The following is a 19,274-nucleotide window of genomic DNA, read 5'->3' as shown; positions in this document are numbered from 1 at the left end:
ATAACAAATAAAAAGCTATAATTGATAGTGGTTCTCATTATTATTTACATTCCGCATCAGACAGAATAAAAACTACCATGATTATATGAAAAATTTTCACAAATCGCCCAAAACACTGACCCGTAGGAGTGAGCATGTTAACGTTACAAAAACGCCTACTGGCGACGTTAATCAGGTGAAAAAGGCTTATGACATCCAGGAAGATTGAAACTGCGTTGGTGAGCGCAGGGAGAGACAAAAGATTTACTCAAGGTTCAGTCAACGCCGTGATCCAGCGTGCATCTTCGCTGGTATTCGACACGGTTGCCGACAAGAAATTTGCTACCGCCAATCGCGCCAACGGTGAACTTTTTTATGGCCGTCGCGGCACGTTGACCCATTTTTCGTTCCAGGAAGCCATGGTCGAGTTAGAGGGTGGCGCAGGTTGCGCACTCTATCCGTGCGGTGCGGCAGCAGTCAGTAACGCGATTCTGTCCTTTGTGAACAGTGGCGATCACCTGCTGGTCGCAAGCTCAGCCTATGAACCAACACAGGATTTCTGCTCAAAAGTGCTGACCCGTATGAACGTCAGCACCACTTACTATCCTGCTTCGATTGGCGCCGATATTGCTAAACTGATGCAGCCGAATACTCGCATTGTATTTCTGGAATCGCCCGGCTCAATCACCATGGAAGTGCCGGATATTCCCGCCATCGTCAAGGCAGTGCGCGCCGTGTCTCCAGAAGTCATCATTATGATCGACAATACTTGGGCTGCAGGCATTTTATTTAAGGCACTGGAGTTTGATATTGATATCTCGATTCAGGCTGGCACTAAATATATCGTCGGCCACTCTGATGCGATGATTGGCACAGCGGTTTCCAATGCGCGCTGCTGGGAACAATTGCGTGAGCAGTCTTATTTGATGGGGCAGATGGTCGATGCAGATACTGCTTACGTCGCCAGCCGTGGCCTCCGCACTATGGGGATTCGTTTAAAGCAGCATGAGCAAAGCAGCCTGCGCATCGCCGAATGGCTACAAACTCGCCCTGAAGTCGCGCGTATAAATCATCCCGCATTACCCGGCAGTAAGGGGCACGAGTTTTGGAAGCGCGACTTTACCGGCAGCTGCGGTCTTTTCTCATTTATTCTGAACAAACGTCTAACCGATGCTGAACTGGCAAATTATCTCGATCATTTTGAGCATTTCGGCATGGCGTATTCGTGGGGCGGCTTTGAATCGCTGGTGATGGCTAATCAGCCTGAGGAAATTCAGGCTATACGTCCAGGCGAGACGGTGGATTTTAGCGGCACGCTGGTTCGTTTACACATTGGTCTGGAAAACTGCGAAGATCTGATAGCCGATCTCGACGCTGCTTTTGCACGTATTGCCTGAAGAAAAAAATCATTGCGACAGGCCGCGCAAATCCTTACTTATCTGATAGGATTATGTGCGGTTTTTGACCATAATTCGTTAAATACTTATAAAGATTGTAGATACTTATTTTTCCTTTTAATCGTGGCATCAGGTGAATACTGAGGTTTCACGTTTTTGCAGCAACCAGACAGGAAAGCCTATGGCGGTATTCACACAAATTCTTCATGCATTATGGCAACACGATTTTAGTGTCCTGGCCAACCCCAACGTTTTGTGGGTGGTTTACGCTGTCCTGTTTACAACCCTGCTTCTCGAAAACGGCCTGCTTCCGGCTTCTTTTCTTCCGGGTGACAGCCTGCTGCTGCTGACCGGCGCTCTGGTTGCAAAAGGGGTGATGAGCATGTTGCCAACGCTGATTATTCTGGTGGTTGCCTCAAGTCTCGGCTGCTGGCTGAGCTATTTGCAAGGACGGTGGCTGGGACATACACGTATCGTAAAAGGCTGGCTGTTGCATCTACCTGCGCACTACCACGAGCGCGCCCACATATTGTTTACCAAACACGGCTTGGCCGCGCTGCTGGCCGGGCGATTTCTCGCCTTTGTACGCACCTTGCTGCCGACTATCGCTGGCATTTCCGGGTTAGACAATGCACGCTTCCAGCTATTTAACTGGCTGAGCGCACTGTTGTGGGTCGGAGTAATTATGGGCATGGGCTATGCACTGTGTCAGATCCCGCTGGTGCAACGTCATGAAGACAAGGTAATGGCCGGGTTAATGATCCTGCCCGCCCTGCTTTTAGTCACTGGACTTGCCGGCGCCTTGCTGGTGATATGGAAAAACCGCCGCAAAATCGCCTCTTAAAACAGATCTATACCCTATAGATTTCGAGCTGTAGCGCGAATCCACATGAACTTACACAAGTAAGTGATTGGGGTGAATGAGCGCAGAAAGCGCACCTACAGTTTTAAAGATAGGGGTAAATACCCTAAAGATTTCGAGCTGTAGGAAGATTTCAAGTGAGTGAATCCCCATGAGCTTACACAAGTAAGTGATTGGGGTGAATGAGCGCAGAAAGCGCACCTACAGTTTTAAAGATAGGGGTAAATACCCTAAAGATTTCGAGCTGTAGGAAGATTTCAAGTGAGTGAATCCCCATGAGCTTACACAAGTAAGTGATTGGGGTGAATGAGCGCAGAAAGCGCACCTACAGTTTGAAAGATATGGGTATTAGCTGCCAAATACAGTTTCCGTTAACGATAGAGAGCTACTCTCCCGCATACGGGCAATCTCATCGCTTGGCGTCACACCAAAATAGCGTTTAAATTCTCGGCTAAACTGTGACGCACTCTCATAACCCACGCTCAACGCTGCACTGCTGGCCTTTACACCGTCATAAATCATCATAGTCCGCGCTTTGTGCAGTCGATAATTTTTCAAGTATTGCAGCGGCGAGGTGCTAGTTACTGCCTTGAAATTGTGATGAAACGCCGAAACGCTCATGTTTACATCGCTGGCGAGCTGCTCAACGCTGAGCGGCTGGGCATACTGATTTTCAATTTTACGCAGTGCTTTTGCTATCTGGCTGAAATGGGTGTGGCGATTGACCAACGCCTGCAACGCCCCGCCGTTCTCACTGGTCAGAATAAAGAACAGGATTTCGCGGATAATTTGCGGACCTAGCACTTTGGCACGCAGCGGTTTGTCCATCACGTCAAGCAAACGCTCACTGGCGCAGAGAATATCTTCATCAAGCAGTCCCGAGGTGATCCCTGAAGACTGATCCGGCTGATGCGGGAAACCTTCGTCGCCCATTTCAATCAGCAAATCTTGCAACATAACCGGGTCGATACGAATCGACACGCCAGTAACCGGTCGCTCGGGCGTGCCAAACGTCTCACACTCAAACGGCAGTGGAACGGTGAGCATAAGATAATTTTTGGGATCGTAGGAGAAAGTTTTATTGCCCAGATAGCCTATTTTGCTGCCCTGAAAAACAATGGTGACGCTCGGGTTATACATTACCGGTTGGCGAGCATGGTAGCTTGAGTAACACATAAGAGTCGCCTGTGGTACGCTCGACTGAAACTTTTGCGAACTCTCAGTAAGAAGCTCAACTTTTTTTGCCAGCTCGGCGCACAGGCTTTCAACATCTTGCATCACTCTTCTCCGATAAAAAACGAACTGGCAATAATTTTGCCATATTCTCGGATTTTTCTATACCGGCTTACAGGATCAGGCAAGTTTTAAACAGGAATGTGCATCAAACAACAGGATACTTCCTGCCACACTAGGGCATCGAGCTGGTCAATGACGGTTTTCAGATAAATACCTGAAAATGAATCATTAGCAATTTCAGCGGAATGGCTATTCGTTTACTAAACTTACCCAATCAGGCAATAAATGCGTGGATTACGCATTCCCCCAACAGGAGAAATTTATGTCAACGCAATCCATCATAAAGCTTAACGACGGCAACCGGATTCCTCAACTTGGTCTCGGTGTCTGGAAAGCCAGTAACGACGAAGCGACGCATGCAGTAGCAACTGCGCTTAACGCAGGTTATCGCCATATTGATACGGCTGCGGCGTATAAAAATGAGCAAGGCGTCGGTAAAGCCTTGCAGGAAACGAGCATTCCTCGCGACGAGATTTTCGTCACCACCAAGCTGTGGAATGACCAGCAACTGTATGCGCAAAAAGCGCTGGAAGAGAGTCTTGAGAAGCTGAAACTCGACTACGTCGATCTCTATCTTATTCACTGGCCGCTGCCAGATCAGGGCAACTACGTTGAGTCATGGAAACAGCTGTTAAAATTGAAAGAGCAAGGTCTGGCGAAGAGCGTTGGCGTGTGTAATTTCCATATTCCACACCTGCAACGCCTAATTGATGAAACCGGCGTAGCGCCAACGGTTAACCAGATTGAGCTTCACCCTTCACTGGCCCAGCGCCAGCTTCATGCCTGGAATGCCACGCATCGTATTGCTACTGAATCCTGGAGCCCGCTGGCACAGGGCGGCGACGGCTTGTTTGATCAAGAGCTTATCCAGAAATTAGCGAAAAAATACGATAAAACTCCAGCACAGATTGTTATCCGCTGGCATCTAGATAACGGTTTGATTGTTATACCAAAATCGGTTACGCCAAAACGTATCCACGAAAACTTCGAAGTGTTTGATTTCAAGTTAGAGAAAGAAGAACTGGCCGAGTTTACCAAGCTTGATACCGGTAATCGTTTAGGGCCAAATCCTGAAGATAAACTGAATTTCTGATCCAAGAGTCCCCAGAGCATGACACACTGCTATTGTTAATAGTGTGTCATGTTTCAAAGTCGGGGATATCAGCAAAACAAATGCTAATCGCCGCAGATTAGCATTCCATCTGCAATAGCTCTTCCAAACTCACTTTCGCCTGATAATCAACGTCATCAAATCCAAAACCATTCAATGCATTAAACTCTTCGAGATAACCGGCAAAATCGCCTATTTCTTTAAAATTTTCAGCCGTGATTTGCTTTCTATAGGCTTCAACGGCAGTTTGTACATCGCTGCGTAACTCCCAATCGTCAATGCGAATCAAACGTGAAGCATCAGCCACTACCGGCCCAAGTGCAGGGTAAAGTCGAGTAAACATCAAACGATGCATTTGCTCAATGCAGGTTTCGTGCAGACGCTTTTCCTTCATAACCTGATAGAGCAAGGTAATATATAGTGGAAAAACAGGGATATAAGCACTTGCTTTTGTCACTAATGCCTTGCATACGGCAACATACGCCTCGCCATTAATTCTTGTAAGTTGAGTGTTAAGCTGGTCTGCCGTGGCGTGTAAATGCTCTTTGGCCGCACCTAAGGATCCGTCTTTATACAGTGGATAGGTAGATTCTGGGCCGATGTAAGAATAGGCAACAGTCTTAAAACCTTCAGCAAGAACGTCAGCTTGAGTCAGCGTGTCTATCCACAACTTCCAATCCTCTCCACCCATCACTTTTACCGTGTCCTGCAGCTGCTGATCGCTGACTGGAGACAGTGTTTGAGTGCACAGACTCTGCGTTTCAAGATTGAAGCTTTGACCTGAAAACTCGTCGCCCTTCACGCCTAGCGTAGAGCAATATTTAACACCGTCAGGCGCAGTACGGACTCCAGCTGCCAGCGAATAAACAATCATATCAATTTTGCCGCCAAACTCGGCACGAACAAAATCAATGACTTGCTCGCGCATGGTGTCAGAGAATGCATCACCTATAAAATTCTTGGCAATCAAACCTTTTCGCTCGGCTGCTTGCTTAAAGTGAATGTTATTATACCAACCCGCAGTCCCTACCCCTTTTTCGCTCGGCCCTTTCTCGAAAGAAATACCAATCGTGTCAGCTCCACCGCCAAAAGACAGCGCAATGCGCGATGCCAGACCATAGCCAGAGGAAGCACCAATCACCAACACTTTTTTGGGGCCATTAATGGTTTGGGCAGTTTCGATAAAGTCGATTTGTCTTTGAACGGTTTTTTGTAATCCAATCGGGTGGCAATTTTTGGCAATATTTTCTTTAATAATTGGCAAAATAATCATCTTACGCCTCTCTTGAAACAGGTTGAGGCGGCAGCACAGTAGCAATACCTTTTATCACTGCATCACCATGCTGATTAACACAGGTTGTGCTCAAGCGAACCCGTTTTCTCTCAAGATCAATCTCGATTACCTCAATATGAGCAGTGATGGTATCGCCAATGAAGGTTGGTTTTATAAATTTTAGTTCCTGGCCTAAATATATAGTCCCGGCACCAGGCAATTCACTCGCCAAAGCTGCAGATATAAGACCACTGACCAATATACCGTGCACTACTCTATTTTTGAAAACACTTAATTTACCCGCCTCCTCATCAATATGAACGGGATTCATATCACCACTCGCTTTTGCAAAGCTTAACACATCGGCATCAGATATTGTTTTGGTAAAACTCGCTGACTGACCTACAGAAAGCTCTAATATTGTATAAGGCATTTCTTTAAACCATCCATTTAATGTAATCAATTACCATTAAGGTAATCCTTTTTTTGGGGTATTAAAATGGGGTGAGTTAAAAAAATTCATTAATTTAAAAACCATCAATAACAAGAAATTAATTGATAGAGTATTTTTTCAAAAAATAAAACCAACAGCTTACGACTTTCAAGCTCAGCCGCCTTGTGTTAGCTTATCCAATAACTAAAAAGCATAACACCGCTATAATTAAATAAAATTAAAACCTAAATGATGCAACCAAACAATTAATAGGCCAGTAATTGTGAAGTGAGCCCCCATAATAAGCAGTTTTATTTAAATTAAGTAATTTGTATTTTAATAATTTTTAAATTAACGGAGTTATTATTGTGGAAAATATTGAAGTCGTCATTTTAGACGCAGCCAGAACCGCTGTAGGTTCCTTTGCAGGTTCTTTGGCAGGCGTTCCCGCCACCGAGCTTGGCACTACCGTTATCAAAGCATTACTTGAAAAAAACAACATAAGCCCATTAGAAGTGGATGAAGTTATTATAGGTCAGGTTTTAACTGCAGGATGTGGGCAAAATCCGGCTCGCCAAACGTTAATTAACTCCGGCATCCCTGAGTCAGCTTCGGCTCTGACTATCAATAAAGTCTGTGGCTCAGGTCTTAAATCCCTCCAGCTTGCATATCAGGCTTTAAAAAACGGTGACGCAGATTTAATTATTGCGGGTGGTCAGGAAAATATGAGTATGGCACCACATATTCTTCCAGGCTCAAGAAACGGCAAAAAAATGGGTGACTGGACACTGCAAGATACCATGGTTAAAGACGGACTGTGGGAAGCGTTCAATAATTACCATATGGGGATGACGGCCGAGAATATCATTGATAAATATCATATAACGCGCCTGGAACAGGATGAGTTTGCTTTATCTTCGCAGCATAAAGCCGCAAAAGCGCTAGAAACAAATCGCTTTGCCAGTGAAATAATTCCTGTTGAAGTTACAAGGCCGCGTAAAGACCCGCTAATCTTTAAAAGCGATGAATTTCCGCGTCCCCAAACAACCCTTGAAGGGTTATCTGCACTGCGACCGGCCTTTAAAAAAGAAGGAAGCGTGACTGCAGGTAATGCCTCAGGCGTCAATGATGGCGCAGCCATGGTGATTCTCACTACGGCCAAAAAAGCTAAAGAACTCGGTATTACACCTCTTGCCCGCATTGTGGCTTTTGCCAGTGCTGGGGTTAGTCCTGAATTAATGGGAACCGGCCCTATCGCAGCCTCTCGCAAAGTACTCGAAAAATCAAATTGGAGCATCGACGATCTCGACCTGATTGAATCCAATGAGGCTTTTGCAGCCCAGGCCATTTCGGTTAACCGTGAAATGGGTTGGGACACAACGAAAGTCAATGTCAATGGCGGTGCAATTTCACTAGGCCATCCTATCGGCGCATCAGGCACACGGATCTTCGTTTCACTCATACATGAGATGCAGCGTCAGGACCTCAAAAAAGGCCTTGCCACGCTGTGCATCGGTGGTGGTATGGGCATCTCTGTCACCATTGAAAGAGACTGATCTTTTCTTCTGCTTTAAATAAATTAAACATAAAAATCAGGTAATTAATTCATGAAAAAAGTAGCAGTAGTCACCGGTGGCATTCGTGGTATTGGCGCAGCAATATGCAAAAAATTGCTGACTGAAGGTTTTAGTGTAGTTGCTGTTGACATAGATCCGGTCAAAAATGGTGCATGGCTCGACGAGCAAAAAAAAGCAGGCTTTGAAAATGCCGATGTGATGACCTGCAATGTGTCAGATTTTGACCAGTGTCAGGCAGTGGTTAGCGAAATAATTACTAAATATCAACACATTGATGTTTTAGTTAATAATGCTGGAATCACTCGCGATGCCAGTTTTAAAAAAATGAGCCAAGAAAACTGGAATGATGTTATTCAGGTTAACTTGAACAGCCTTTTTAATATGACTAAACCGGTCATTGATAATATGCTGGCCAATGGCAGTGGCCGCATCATTAATATGTCTTCCATCAATGGCCAAAAGGGTCAATTTGGTCAAGCTAATTACTCTGCTGCAAAAGCAGGTGTTCATGGTTTTACCAAAGCTCTCGCCCAGGAAGTCGCGAGAAAAAATATTACTGTAAACACTATTTCTCCGGGTTATATCAATACAGAAATGATGCAAAATATTCCCACTGAAATACTAGATGGGATTAAAGCACAAATTCCCGTTGGCCGTCTTGGTGAGCCAACTGAAATTGCTGAGCTTATTGCATTCCTGATAAATAAAAATTCAGGATACATTACTGGCTCGAACATTTCTATAAACGGTGGTCAACACATGAGTTAAATATCAGGTCCATTTTTAACCTGGTATCAACAATGGCCTTTTGCCTATAAGTACATAGAGTTCACCTGATAGTTTCATTTACTAAATGGCTATCAGGTCCCCATTTAAGGTTTGTCGTAAATGTTGGAATCCCTTGAGTCATTTGTCGAATTAGCAAGAAATAAATCAGGAAAAATAATAGCCGTAGCCGCAGCTGAAGACTCACACGCCCTTGAGGCTATTAAACTAATTATTGAACAACGCTTAGGTAAAGCTATTTTAATCGGTTGTCGTGAAAAAATAGTCAATATTTCAGCGTCTATTTCATTCAATATCGAGAATGTCGAGATTATTGATATACCTGACAAAATGCTCGCCTGTGAAAAAGCTGTAGCTTTAGTCAAACAGGGAAACGCAGACATTTTGATGAAAGGTCTGGTGGATAGCTCAATTTATCTACGTGCCATATTGAACAAAGAACATGGGATTTGCCAATCGAGTCTGGTTACACAGATTGCTTTTATTCAAAGCCCCTATTATCACAAGCTGTTCGCAGCTACCGATGCCGGAATCAACATCGCTCCCACCTTGAGTGATAAAGAAAAAATGCTTAGGCAGTCAGTCGACATATTTCATCTTTTAGGGATAAAAAAACCCAAAGTTGCAGTCATCGCGGCGGTTGAACGCGTCACTAAAGCAATTCCTGCAACTCAGGACGCCGACATGCTTAGCCAAAGTATTTACGCTGACTGCGTGGTCGAAGGTCCGCTGTCCATTGACCTTGCCTTCAGCTTTGAATCCTGTGAACACAAGGGAATATCATCCAAGGTTGGGGGTGATGTTGACCTGATCCTGCTGCCCGAGATCAACAGCGCCAACGTATTTTATAAAACGATGACACAACTTGGCGCTGCAAACAGTGCCAGTTTTTTGACAGGCACCTCGGCCCCAATTGTTTTCACCTCTCGTTCTGATTCAGCCAAAACCAAGTACTTTGCAATTGCCTGTGCTATCGCCCAATGCAAAAGTTAAGTCACAGGAAAATACTATGAATATATTGGTGATTAATCCGGGGTCTACCTCTACAAAATTAGCCGTATATAATAATCTTACTCCCCTTTTCTGCCACTCGATTAACCACAGCGCTTCAGACCTTGCACCCTTCGAAAGTATTGCAGCACAGAAGGATTTTAGAAAGCAGATCATCCTCAACATGCTTAAAGAGCACGGGTATGGGCTGGAGGATATTGAACATTTTGTAGGCAGAGGTGGGTTGGTCAAGAATCTGCAAAGCGGAGTGTATCGTATCAACAAGGCTTACCTTAAAGATGCCAATGAAGGAGTGAATGGTCAGCACGCATCTAACCTGGGCGGGATTTTAGCCTATGAACTGGCTAAAGAAGCTAACGAGAACAACGAGGCCTATACCGTTGATCCTGTTGTGGTCGACGAGTGCGAACCAATCGCCAAAATCTCGGGTATGCCATTGATATCAAGAGTACGAGCTTTTCATGCGCTCAATCATAAAGCTGTAGCTCGTCGCTATGCAACGGAAATAGGCAAACCCTATGAAGAACTCAGTTTGATCGTGGCGCATTTAGGCGGTGGGATCAGCGTGGGCGTACACCAGAAAGGCCGTATCGTTGACGTTAACTCTGCACTTGGCGGAGATGGGGCTTTCTCTCCCGAACGCGCAGGTGGGATCCCGCCTTTAAACCTGCTGGAGATGGCATTTTCCGGTAAATACAGTTATCAGGATCTCTACAAACAACTCATTGGTGAAGGCGGCGTTTACGCTTATCTGGGGACCAAAGATATCCGGGACGTTGAATCAATGATCAGAGATGGCAGCAAACCAGCAAAATTAGTGCTTGAAGCCATGGCTTATCAGATTGCAAAAGATATCGGTGCATCAGCCACAGTATTAAAGGGGAAGGTAGACGCGATAATCATCACCGGTGGAATTTCTTACAGCGTGAAAGTGACGGAGCTTATAAAGCAAAGCATTGATTTTATCACACCTAACGTTGTCATTTACCCGGGCGAGGATGAAATGCTTGCTTTGGCACAGGGAGTCTGTGACACCGTTAACGGTAGTCGCCCTATTTTGACTTATTGATGTGCACAAATTCGGTTATTACCTTGCTTTATAGTCTTTTACTTCGATAAAAATAAGCAAAGTTAAGGAAAATAAATGAAGAACCAAAAAATAACTATTGCTACACAAACCTATTCAACGTCAGAGAAAGGGGTTATTCATCTTTCGTTTAAAAATGAGGCAGTTTCAATTGAAGATGCAACTTTTCAACTTGACCTGCCTTTGGCACAAAAGCTAGTGGCCAACTTACAGTTTTGTATATCAGGATTGTTACTGGAGTCCGAATATAAGTAGTGATGACCAATAAATCGCTTCAAAGAGAGATCATCAAGAACGGCATAGTGTGCCGTTCAACTAAGTCATCGAGCCTCTAAAACACTCGGCTATTTTTAGGGGAATGTGGAGGGTTGTACGACCATTTGCCCCATCGAGCCGCGATCGGCTAGCTCCAGCGTCTGGCTGTAGTAGAAAAACGGGAAATGATCGTAAGAAGGCTGATTCAGGTACACCAGCAGCTCGACTTCGCCGTCTACCCATACCGTGTCCTTGAAACCGGCATCCTCCACCAGCGGGGAAGCGCCGTTAACCGTTTTAACCATAAAGGTTACCCCCTGAACATGGAAAGGTTGCGGCAAATCGGCATGAATAGTCCAACGCTCCCAGGTTCCCTGCATTGCCTGCACGTCAGTTCTGGAAGGGTCAAACACTGCACCGTTGATCCCTGGTTGATTATCGCCCAGACGGAATTCGCGACTGCGCACCACATTACCGGTAATCAGCTGATCGGCCAGCAGGCGCATCGGCAGATTGTCAGTCACCAGCGGCAGCAACCCTGTAGGTTTCAGCGTTAACACGATGGTCGAAACCAGAATGCTCGACGGCTGGAACAGGCCTCGCAGGCGATCCATTATTCCGGCAGCTTCACCGGCAGAAATAGACACTTCATCGCCTTGGGACATATCCACCAGCACTTCCCTTCGCTCACCAGGAGCCAAAGACAGCCGCTGCACGCCAACCGGAGCTGGCAAGAAGCCTTGATCGGAGGCGATAACGTGGAACGGGCGATTGTCGGTCAGCGTTAGTTCATAGCGACGGGCATTGGAGGCATTAAGCAGGCGCAGACGCACCCAGCCGCGCGAAACCTGTACAAACGGGCTTTGCACGCCGTTAACCAGCATGGTGTCGCCAAAAAATCCGCCGCTGGCCGGTGTGTCGTACTGCGGCACGCCGAAGTTATCCAGTCGCTTGTCCTGAATAATGATCGGAAAATCATCTACGCCATAGTGATTTGGCAGTGGCAGACTCTTGCTGACATCATCTTCTACCAGCCACATTCCCGCGAGTCCGTTATAGACCTGCGGTGCCATATGGCCGGGGGTATTGGCGTGATACCAACAGGTTGCCGCAGGCTGGCGAATAGGCAACACCGGAGACCAGTCGCTACCGGCCGACATCAAACGCGCGGCACCGCCCGTAAGTGTTCCGGGAACTTGCAGACCGCTGATGGTCATGGATGCCGGTGACGGCAGGCGGTTACTGTAAATGAGTTTGACGTCGTCGCCGTTGAAAACGCGCACGGTAGGGCCAAGATACATGCCGTTAAATCCCCAGACTGGCGCTTTATTACCGCCCAGGAATGCCCAGTGTGCTTGCTGAAGGGTTAAAAAGAGCGGCTGACCACGGCGAGATTCAATCAGCGGAGGCACAGGTAAAACGGGCTGCGCTCCGCTTGCATTTGCCCTCAGCGGCAACGATCCAGCGGCCAAAGCCATTCCAGATGCCTGTAAAAAACTGCGACGACTGAGGGACATATCTTCTCCATGGGAACAAAATCAAAGCTCAAATTATCCCGCTGACCTTCAATGGTGGCGGACGCTAAATAATCATCGGCTGATGAGAGACAATATATGCTCGCTCATAAAGCAGTGATTAGAATTCCGTTATTTTTTTACTTTCATCTCAGCTTCGCGCCTTGCCACTTCTGCATCTAATTGGGCTATTTTCTCTCCCATTATTTGATGACAGTGTTGCGATAATTCGCGCAGGCGCTCTTTTCCATATTGCGTAGTATCAATCGGCGGCAACATCTCGACAATCGCCAGGCCGTTATTCAAACGGTTCAGCTTTATTTTATTGCTGGTGCTGGATACACAGATCGGCACGATAGGCACGCCCGCAGCAATTGCCGCGTGGAAGGCTCCAGTTTTAAAAGGCATCAAACCACGGCCACGGCTGCGCGTACCTTCCGGGAACATCCAGATTGAGACGTTTTTCTTTTTGATCTGACTGACAACCTGCGAGATGGTGCCATGCGCTTTGGCGCGGTTGTCACGGTCAATAAGCAGATTACCGGCCAGCCAGTACAGCGGACCAAAGAACGGGATCCATATCAGGCTTTTTTTGCCCACGGTCACGGTTCTAGGCTGAACAACCGCCGCCGCCGTCACCATGTCGTAATTGTTCTGGTGATTGGCAATATAAATGCAGTTACCGTAATGCGCCGCTTCTGCAGGAATACGCTTTTCAACCTTGAGGCCAAATATCGGTGCCAGTCCGCCAAAAAGATGGCCGAAAGTCGCTACATGTTTTGGATTTCTTGGGCTGAAAAGGCAGTAAATCGAACCGAAAATGCATAACAGAATTGAGAAAACCACAACATAAATAAAGCGAAAAATAAATAACATAACACCCTCTTAAGCATACAACCGAAGTCAAACAGAGTCTGACCCTGCCGTTCCCTTGCCGCTGGGCTATTCTCGTGCCTCAGCAGTCTCTATACAATATTTATTCTTAACCCGGAGAGGGTTTTTATTAATTCAACCAATGAAGTTTGCAACAAAGATAGTTTATTTGTGTATAAACCCAAAGTCATTAGCCTGGCCGCAAACACAACCAAGACAATTCAGGGCACCTGAGTGCCCTGAATGAATAAACTTACTCTTCACTTTCTCCGACCGATGGACGAGCCGGGCCATCGACTTCAACCCTGTCGATACGCTGCAATCCACGCGGCAACAGGGTGCCCTTACGGCCACGCTCGGCGCGGAATTTCTGCAAATCTTCAGGACGCAGAGTCAGCTTGCGCTTACCAACGTGCAGCGTAATAGAGGTCTGCGGAGCCAGCACCAGCAACCACGCCAGCTTGTCAGCGCCCGACGCCGCGTCAGCAGAAGGGATCGAGACAATCTTGTTGCCTTTGCCTTTCGACAGTTGCGGCAAATCGGCTACCGGGAACAGCAGCATACGTCCTGCACTGGTTATCGACAGCAGCATTTCATCGTCACCCAGCAGCTCGATAGGTGCCAGTGCGGTGGCGTTTTCTGGCAGGCTAATCATGGCCTTACCAGCACGGTTACGTGCGACTAAATCATTGAATGTGCAGACGAAACCATAACCAGCATCGGAAGCCATCAGCAGTTTCTGGTCATCGGCGGCCATCAGTACCTGTTGAATCGTCGCGCCAGGCGGCGGCGTCAACTTGCCGGTCAGCGGCTCGCCCTGCCCTCTGGCAGAAGGTAAGGCGTTGGTGTCCAGCGCATAGCTGCGACCGGTGGAGTCAATAAACACCACTGGCTGGTTGCTTTTGCCTTTTGCGGCGCTGCGGAAACTGTCTCCTGCCTTGTAACTCAGGCCACTCGGATCGATATCATGACCCTTGGCGCTGCGCACCCACCCCATTGCGGACAGCACCACGGTTACGGGTTCCGACGGGATAAAGTCGCTTTCGCTCATCGCCTTGGCTTCGCCACGCTCAATAATTGGCGAACGACGATCGTCACCGTAGGCTTCGGCATCGGCCTGAATTTCTTTGCGAATCAGCGTGCTAAGCTTGCGTTCCGAGGCCAGCAGAGCCTGTAGCTGATCGCGTTCTTTTGCCAATTCGTCCTGTTCGCCGCGAATTTTCATCTCTTCGAGCCTGGCCAAATGACGTAATTTCAATTCCAGAATCGCCTCAGCCTGGGTTTCGCTAAGCGCAAAACGCTCCATCAACACCGGCTTGGGTTCATCTTCACTACGAATAATATGAATGACTTCGTCGATACTGAGGAAGGCAATCAGTAAACCTTCCAGGATATGCAGGCGTTTCAGTACTTTATCGAGTCGGAAATTCAGACGACGGCGAACAGTATCACGGCGATAAGACAACCATTCGGTAAGGATTTCCACCAACCCTTTAACCTGCGGGCGGTTGTCCAGACCGATCATGTTCATATTGATTCGATAGCTGCGCTCGAGATCGGTGGTCGCGAACAGGTGATTCATCACCTGATCCAAATCGACACGATTCGATCGCGGCACGATAACTAGCCGAGTCGGGTTTTCGTGATCCGATTCATCGCGAAGATCTTCCACCATTGGCAGCTTTTTGGCGCGCATCTGGTTGGCAATCTGTTCCAGCACCTTGGCACCGGAAACCTGGTGCGGCAACGCAGTGATTACCGCATCGCCGTCTTCTTTTTTCCACAGCGCACGCATGCGAACCGAGCCTTTGCCGGACTCATAGATTTTACGGATCTCGCTGCGTGGGGTAATGATTTCCGCTTCTGTCGGGAAGTCAGGCCCTTGAACGAATTCCAGCAAATCTTCCAGCGTACTGCCCGGTTTCTCTAGCAAGGCAACTGCGGCATTGGCTACTTCACGCAGGTTATGCGGCGGAATATCGGTCGCCATGCCCACGGCGATACCTGTCGTGCCGTTAAGCAAAATATTTGGCAGGCGTGCAGGCAGCATTTTCGGCTCCTGCATGGTGCCGTCAAAGTTTGGCACCCAATCAGACGTTCCCTGCCCCAGCTCACGCAGCAGCACTTCGGCATATTTTGACAGGCGTGACTCGGTATAACGCATAGCCGCGAACGATTTCGGGTCATCCGGCGCACCCCAGTTCCCCTGTCCGTCAACTAACGGATAGCGATAGGAGAAAGGCTGCGCCATCAGTACCATCGCTTCATAGCAGGCGCTGTCGCCGTGCGGATGGTACTTACCCAACACGTCACCCACGGTACGTGCCGATTTCTTGAATTTAGCGTTATTGCTAAGACCCAGCTCGGACATGGCGTAAATAATGCGGCGCTGTACTGGCTTCAGCCCGTCGCCTATATAAGGCAGTGCCCTGTCCATGATGACGTACATGGAATAGTTCAAATAGGCATTTTCAGTAAACGTATGCAGCGCTAAACGCTCTGTTCCGTCATGAGTCACTTCACTCATTACTTTTTATCCTCAGACTCGCGGCACTGTTGTGCAGGAAAATAAACGTTCTGGAAAATAAGGAGGCCCGCTTGCAGACACGCACGGGCGCTGTCGCACAGGGCGATGATGTCCGCGATAGTACATCATATGGCGTATTGCTGTCACAGATGCTGTGTTCGGGTCGCGCAGGGAATGTGCGAACAGCGGGTAATTAGTCGATAACACCGCCAGATTATTGCTGCATGAGCAACAGTATTGTGCGCTAGCGCACATTTTTCAATGTAATGAACTCAGGTACAATCCTCTCAACAGTTTATTTACGAGGTCTATGCCATGAGCAACATACTGATTATCAATGCCGGAAAAACCTTCGCCCACTCCAAAGGCGCACTTAACATCAGCCTGACTGAAGTTGCCGACACTTTTCTGCGCGATGCAGGCCACGAGGTTCGCGTTACTCACATTGAGCAGGGTTACGACGTTGCGGCCGAAGTGCAAAGCTACCTTTGGGCCGATGCCATCATTTATCAGATGCCCGGCTGGTGGATGGGTGCGCCATGGACGCTGAAAAAATACATCGATGAAGTCTTCACTGAAGGCCACGGCAGCCTGTATGCAAGCGATGGTCGTACCCGTTCGGACGACTCGAAAAAATACGGTTCAGGCGGCCTGATCCAAGGCACTGCCTACATGCTTTCCGTCACCTGGAATGCTCCGCTGGAAGCGTTTGAAGATAAAGATCAGTTCTTCCACGGCGTGGGCGTAGACGGTGTTTATCTGCCGTTCCACAAAGCCAACCAGTTCCTGGGAATGGATACCCTGCCAACCTTTATGTGTAACGACGTGATCAAACAGCCGGACATTGCAGGCTATTTTGCTAACTATCGCGCGCACCTGGAAAACGTATTCGGTCAAGCTGAAAAACCTGAGTAAAACCTGAGTTTGGCAAACCCTGCATTTATTGCCACACTCAGGGTGCACCATTCATGTGAGTAAAGAAGTTTCTAAGGCTCACAAATTTAAAGGGAAATCGAGGTTTTTATGATAACCGTTATCGCTGAAATCATCATTAAGCCGGGCCGTCGCGATGCTGTACTGGAAAAAATTACCCAGTTGCTGCCGAGCGTACTCGAAGAAAAAGGCTGCCATCGCTACGAGCCTTTTCTCGATGTCAAAGGGCAAATCCCCTGGCGTCAAAGTGCGCCAAACTCGATCTTTATGATTGAGGACTGGGAGAGTCTGGCTCATCTGGAAGATCATCAGCAGGCGGCACATATGCACGCACACCGCGAAAATATCAAAAGCGATGTAGTGAATGTGAAGATCAATATTATCGAGAAAGTCTGATTTATTTCTGAGTTTACATTCAGAAGAAACCTTAAAAAAAACCGGAGTCGCTGCGTGCGACTCCGGTTTTTTATGGACTTTATTTCATCCTACTCACAAAGTGGCCCGAGGGATTACAGTGCCATATCGTGTTGTGCAGATGCCGGTGCAGCAGTTTTATCCTGCGATGCAGCTGCGGCCGGAGCCTCGGTGCCCTTCTCTAAAATCTGCAATACCGGTGGCTTGACCAGACCCAGGGTCGCTGCGGTGTCATTCCACACTTGCTGAGTCAACGCCGGATCGTCATTCAGATTCTGGCCAAAGCTTGGAACGATTTTTCGAATCTTGCTCTGCCATGCTGCGGATTTAAACTCTTCAGGGAACAGCTTTTGCATCACGTTCAGAGCAATCGGTGCAGCGGTGGATGCGCCGGGAGAAGCACCCAGCAAAGCAGCTACGGTTTTCTGCTGGTCGGTAACAATCTCGGTACCGAGTTTCAGCACGCCACCTTTACTCTGGTCTTTTTTGATAATCTGCACGCGCTGACCGGCCTGAATCAGCTTCCAGTCTTCTTTTTTGGCATTCGGGAAATATTCCTTCAGTGCTGCAAAACGATCGTCATCACTCAACATAACCTGACCTATCAGATACTTAACCAGGTCGAAGTTATCCAGGCCAACGTGAGACATTGGCAGCAAGTTGTGAGTCGTGGTGGTGCTCAGCAAATCAAACAGTGAACCGTTTTTCAGGAACTTGGTGGAGAACGTAGCAAAAGGCCCGAACAGTACCACGCGCTTGCCGTCCAGGAAGCGGGCATCAAGATGCGGTACAGACATCGGCGGTGCGCCTACGGAAGCCTGTCCATAGACTTTTTCCAGATGACGTTCAGTAATCGCCGGGTTTTCAGTAACCAGGAACGAGCCGCCCACCGGGAAACCAGCGTAATTTTCGCCTTCAGGAATGCCGGTTTTTTGCAGCAGTTTCAAAGCTCCGCCACCGGCCCCAATAAATACATATTTAGCGTCAACTTCGCGCTCGTCACCGCTTTTTGCATCTTTGATGGTGACGTGCCAGGAATTGTCGGCATTGCGCGAGAAATCAGTGACTTCAGACGAGGTTTCTAGCTTGAAATTGTCGTTCTTTTTCAGGCTGCCGATTAGCTGGCGGGTAATTTCACCGTAGTTGACGTCTGTGCCTACCGGCGTCCAGGTTGCCGCAACTTTCTGCTGTGGGTCGCGTCCTTCCATTATCAACGGTGCCCATTGCTGAATCTGGCCGTGGTCGGTTGAGAATTTCATGCCCTGGAACAGCGTGGTTTTTTGCAGAGCCGCGTAACGTTTGGTCAGATACTCAACGTTTTTATCGCCCCACACGAAGCTCATGTGCGGTGTCGAGTTAATAAAGGAGTGCGGATCGTTCAGCACGCCGTTTTTTACCTGTGAAGTCCAGAATTGGCGCGAGATCATAAAGGCTTCATTGATCTCTAACGCCTTGCTGACGTCAATAGTTCCGTCCGGACGCTCCGGGGTATAGTTCAGCTCCATGTTGGCCGAGTGCCCGGTGCCCGCGTTGTTCCAGCCGTTGGAAGATTCCAGCGCCACGCCGTCGAGTTTCTCGACCATGATCTGTTTCCAGCTAGGCTGAAGTTCTTCTAACCAGGTGCCTAGTGAAGCGCTCATAATGCCGCCGCCAATCAGCAGGACATCGGTTTTCTCTGGCGCAGTTTCAGCATGAACGGCTGAACACACGAGCAATGCTGAAAGGGAGAGCGAAGGAAGTAATTTATTGACGTTAATCATTCCGGTTCTACACTTTGTTGTTTGATGACAGTAAAAAAGTGCGTGGAATTTAAGATATTGTTATCGATAAGTTAAAGTATCATTAGTTTTTTAATTAAAAATATTGGTTTATTGTTTCTTTAATTACAAAACCTCGAAGCCAGAACCCACGCCATTTAGCAGGATAATATCGCCCTCCGTGCGCTA

General features: G+C 47.7%; 18 protein-coding genes. 11 read left to right on the top strand and 7 right to left on the bottom strand.

The window, feature by feature from the left end; all coding sequences use genetic code 11:
• The first annotated feature begins 188 nt into the window (after positions 1–188).
• Both metC and AB3G37_RS03370 read left to right on the top strand, forming a co-directional pair.
• Positions 189–1,376: a cystathionine beta-lyase gene (gene metC, locus AB3G37_RS03375; protein ID WP_369789708.1), complete on the top strand. Its 1,188-nt coding sequence runs from the start codon at positions 189–191 to the stop codon at positions 1,374–1,376.
• A 181-nt stretch (positions 1,377–1,557) separates the two neighbouring features.
• The gene (locus tag AB3G37_RS03370) at positions 1,558–2,220 is read left to right on the top strand and encodes a DedA family protein (protein ID WP_009639147.1); all 663 of its coding nucleotides are present in this window, start codon (positions 1,558–1,560) and stop codon (positions 2,218–2,220) included.
• 366 nt (positions 2,221–2,586) lie between these two features.
• Here the strand turns inward: AB3G37_RS03370 and AB3G37_RS03365 are convergent, their stop codons facing one another.
• Positions 2,587–3,516: an AraC family transcriptional regulator gene (locus AB3G37_RS03365; protein ID WP_009639299.1), complete on the bottom strand. Its 930-nt coding sequence runs from the start codon at positions 3,514–3,516 to the stop codon at positions 2,587–2,589.
• A gap of 280 nt (positions 3,517–3,796) precedes the next feature.
• Here AB3G37_RS03365 and dkgA point away from each other — a divergent pair, with 280 nt between their 5' ends.
• Positions 3,797–4,627: a 2,5-didehydrogluconate reductase DkgA gene (gene dkgA, locus AB3G37_RS03360; RefSeq protein ID WP_369789707.1), complete on the top strand. Its 831-nt coding sequence runs from the start codon at positions 3,797–3,799 to the stop codon at positions 4,625–4,627.
• Between the two features lie 97 nt (positions 4,628–4,724).
• On the opposite strand, the gene fabV is transcribed toward dkgA, so the two are convergent.
• Together fabV and AB3G37_RS03350 are read right to left on the bottom strand one after the other, a co-directional pair.
• Complete coding sequence (fabV, locus tag AB3G37_RS03355) at positions 4,725–5,918, bottom strand: enoyl-ACP reductase FabV (protein ID WP_369789706.1); 1,194 nt, start codon at positions 5,916–5,918, stop codon at positions 4,725–4,727.
• Between the two features lies 1 nt (position 5,919).
• A complete protein-coding gene (locus tag AB3G37_RS03350; protein WP_369789705.1) occupies positions 5,920–6,381 on the bottom strand; it encodes a MaoC family dehydratase in 462 nt (153 codons plus the stop codon).
• A gap of 338 nt (positions 6,382–6,719) precedes the next feature.
• Between AB3G37_RS03350 and AB3G37_RS03345 the strand changes: the two genes are divergently transcribed.
• From AB3G37_RS03345 to AB3G37_RS03325, 5 genes are all read left to right on the top strand, one after another.
• Positions 6,720–7,907 carry an acetyl-CoA C-acetyltransferase gene (locus tag AB3G37_RS03345; RefSeq protein WP_369789704.1) on the top strand — a complete coding sequence of 396 codons (1,188 nt, stop codon included), beginning with the start codon at positions 6,720–6,722 and terminating at the stop codon, positions 7,905–7,907.
• 51 nt (positions 7,908–7,958) lie between these two features.
• Entirely contained in the window at positions 7,959–8,696 is a 738-nt protein-coding gene (gene phbB / locus AB3G37_RS03340; RefSeq protein ID WP_369789703.1) for an acetoacetyl-CoA reductase, read from the top strand.
• 120 nt (positions 8,697–8,816) lie between these two features.
• The gene (locus tag AB3G37_RS03335; RefSeq protein WP_369789702.1) at positions 8,817–9,707 is read left to right on the top strand and encodes a phosphate acyltransferase; all 891 of its coding nucleotides are present in this window, start codon (positions 8,817–8,819) and stop codon (positions 9,705–9,707) included.
• A gap of 16 nt (positions 9,708–9,723) precedes the next feature.
• Positions 9,724–10,794 (top strand): butyrate kinase, encoded by a 1,071-nt coding sequence (gene buk / locus AB3G37_RS03330; RefSeq protein WP_369789701.1) that lies wholly within the window; start codon positions 9,724–9,726, stop codon positions 10,792–10,794.
• Positions 10,795–10,869: 75 nt separating this feature from the next.
• Complete coding sequence (locus AB3G37_RS03325) at positions 10,870–11,067, top strand: hypothetical protein (protein ID WP_369789700.1); 198 nt, start codon at positions 10,870–10,872, stop codon at positions 11,065–11,067.
• A gap of 95 nt (positions 11,068–11,162) precedes the next feature.
• Here the strand turns inward: AB3G37_RS03325 and ftsP are convergent, their stop codons facing one another.
• The 3 genes from ftsP to parC all read right to left on the bottom strand — a co-directional run bounded on the left by ftsP (position 11,163) and on the right by parC (position 15,981).
• Positions 11,163–12,584: a cell division protein FtsP gene (gene ftsP, locus AB3G37_RS03320; RefSeq protein WP_009639308.1), complete on the bottom strand. Its 1,422-nt coding sequence runs from the start codon at positions 12,582–12,584 to the stop codon at positions 11,163–11,165.
• A 129-nt stretch (positions 12,585–12,713) separates the two neighbouring features.
• On the bottom strand, positions 12,714–13,457 hold the full coding sequence (locus AB3G37_RS03315) for a 1-acylglycerol-3-phosphate O-acyltransferase (protein WP_009639309.1): 744 nt from the start codon (positions 13,455–13,457) through the stop codon (positions 12,714–12,716).
• Between the two features lie 250 nt (positions 13,458–13,707).
• Positions 13,708–15,981, bottom strand: a complete 2,274-nt coding sequence (gene parC / locus AB3G37_RS03310; protein ID WP_369789699.1) for a DNA topoisomerase IV subunit A — start codon at positions 15,979–15,981, stop codon at positions 13,708–13,710.
• Positions 15,982–16,052: 71 nt separating this feature from the next.
• Between parC and AB3G37_RS03305 the strand changes: the two genes are divergently transcribed.
• The 3 genes from AB3G37_RS03305 to AB3G37_RS03295 all read left to right on the top strand — a co-directional run bounded on the left by AB3G37_RS03305 (position 16,053) and on the right by AB3G37_RS03295 (position 17,310).
• Complete coding sequence (locus AB3G37_RS03305) at positions 16,053–16,178, top strand: hypothetical protein (protein ID WP_255346535.1); 126 nt, start codon at positions 16,053–16,055, stop codon at positions 16,176–16,178.
• 118 nt (positions 16,179–16,296) lie between these two features.
• Positions 16,297–16,896 carry an NAD(P)H-dependent oxidoreductase gene (locus AB3G37_RS03300; protein WP_369789698.1) on the top strand — a complete coding sequence of 200 codons (600 nt, stop codon included), beginning with the start codon at positions 16,297–16,299 and terminating at the stop codon, positions 16,894–16,896.
• A gap of 108 nt (positions 16,897–17,004) precedes the next feature.
• Positions 17,005–17,310, top strand: a complete 306-nt coding sequence (locus tag AB3G37_RS03295) for a putative quinol monooxygenase (protein ID WP_009639312.1) — start codon at positions 17,005–17,007, stop codon at positions 17,308–17,310.
• Positions 17,311–17,423: 113 nt separating this feature from the next.
• Here the strand turns inward: AB3G37_RS03295 and mqo are convergent, their stop codons facing one another.
• On the bottom strand, positions 17,424–19,088 hold the full coding sequence (mqo, locus tag AB3G37_RS03290) for a malate dehydrogenase (quinone) (protein ID WP_369789697.1): 1,665 nt from the start codon (positions 19,086–19,088) through the stop codon (positions 17,424–17,426).
• Positions 19,089–19,274 lie beyond the last annotated feature (186 nt).

Source organism: Rouxiella sp. WC2420 (assembly GCF_041200025.1).
Taxonomy (GTDB): domain Bacteria; phylum Pseudomonadota; class Gammaproteobacteria; order Enterobacterales; family Enterobacteriaceae; genus Rouxiella.
This window is presented reverse-complemented; position numbering and strand designations above follow the sequence as displayed.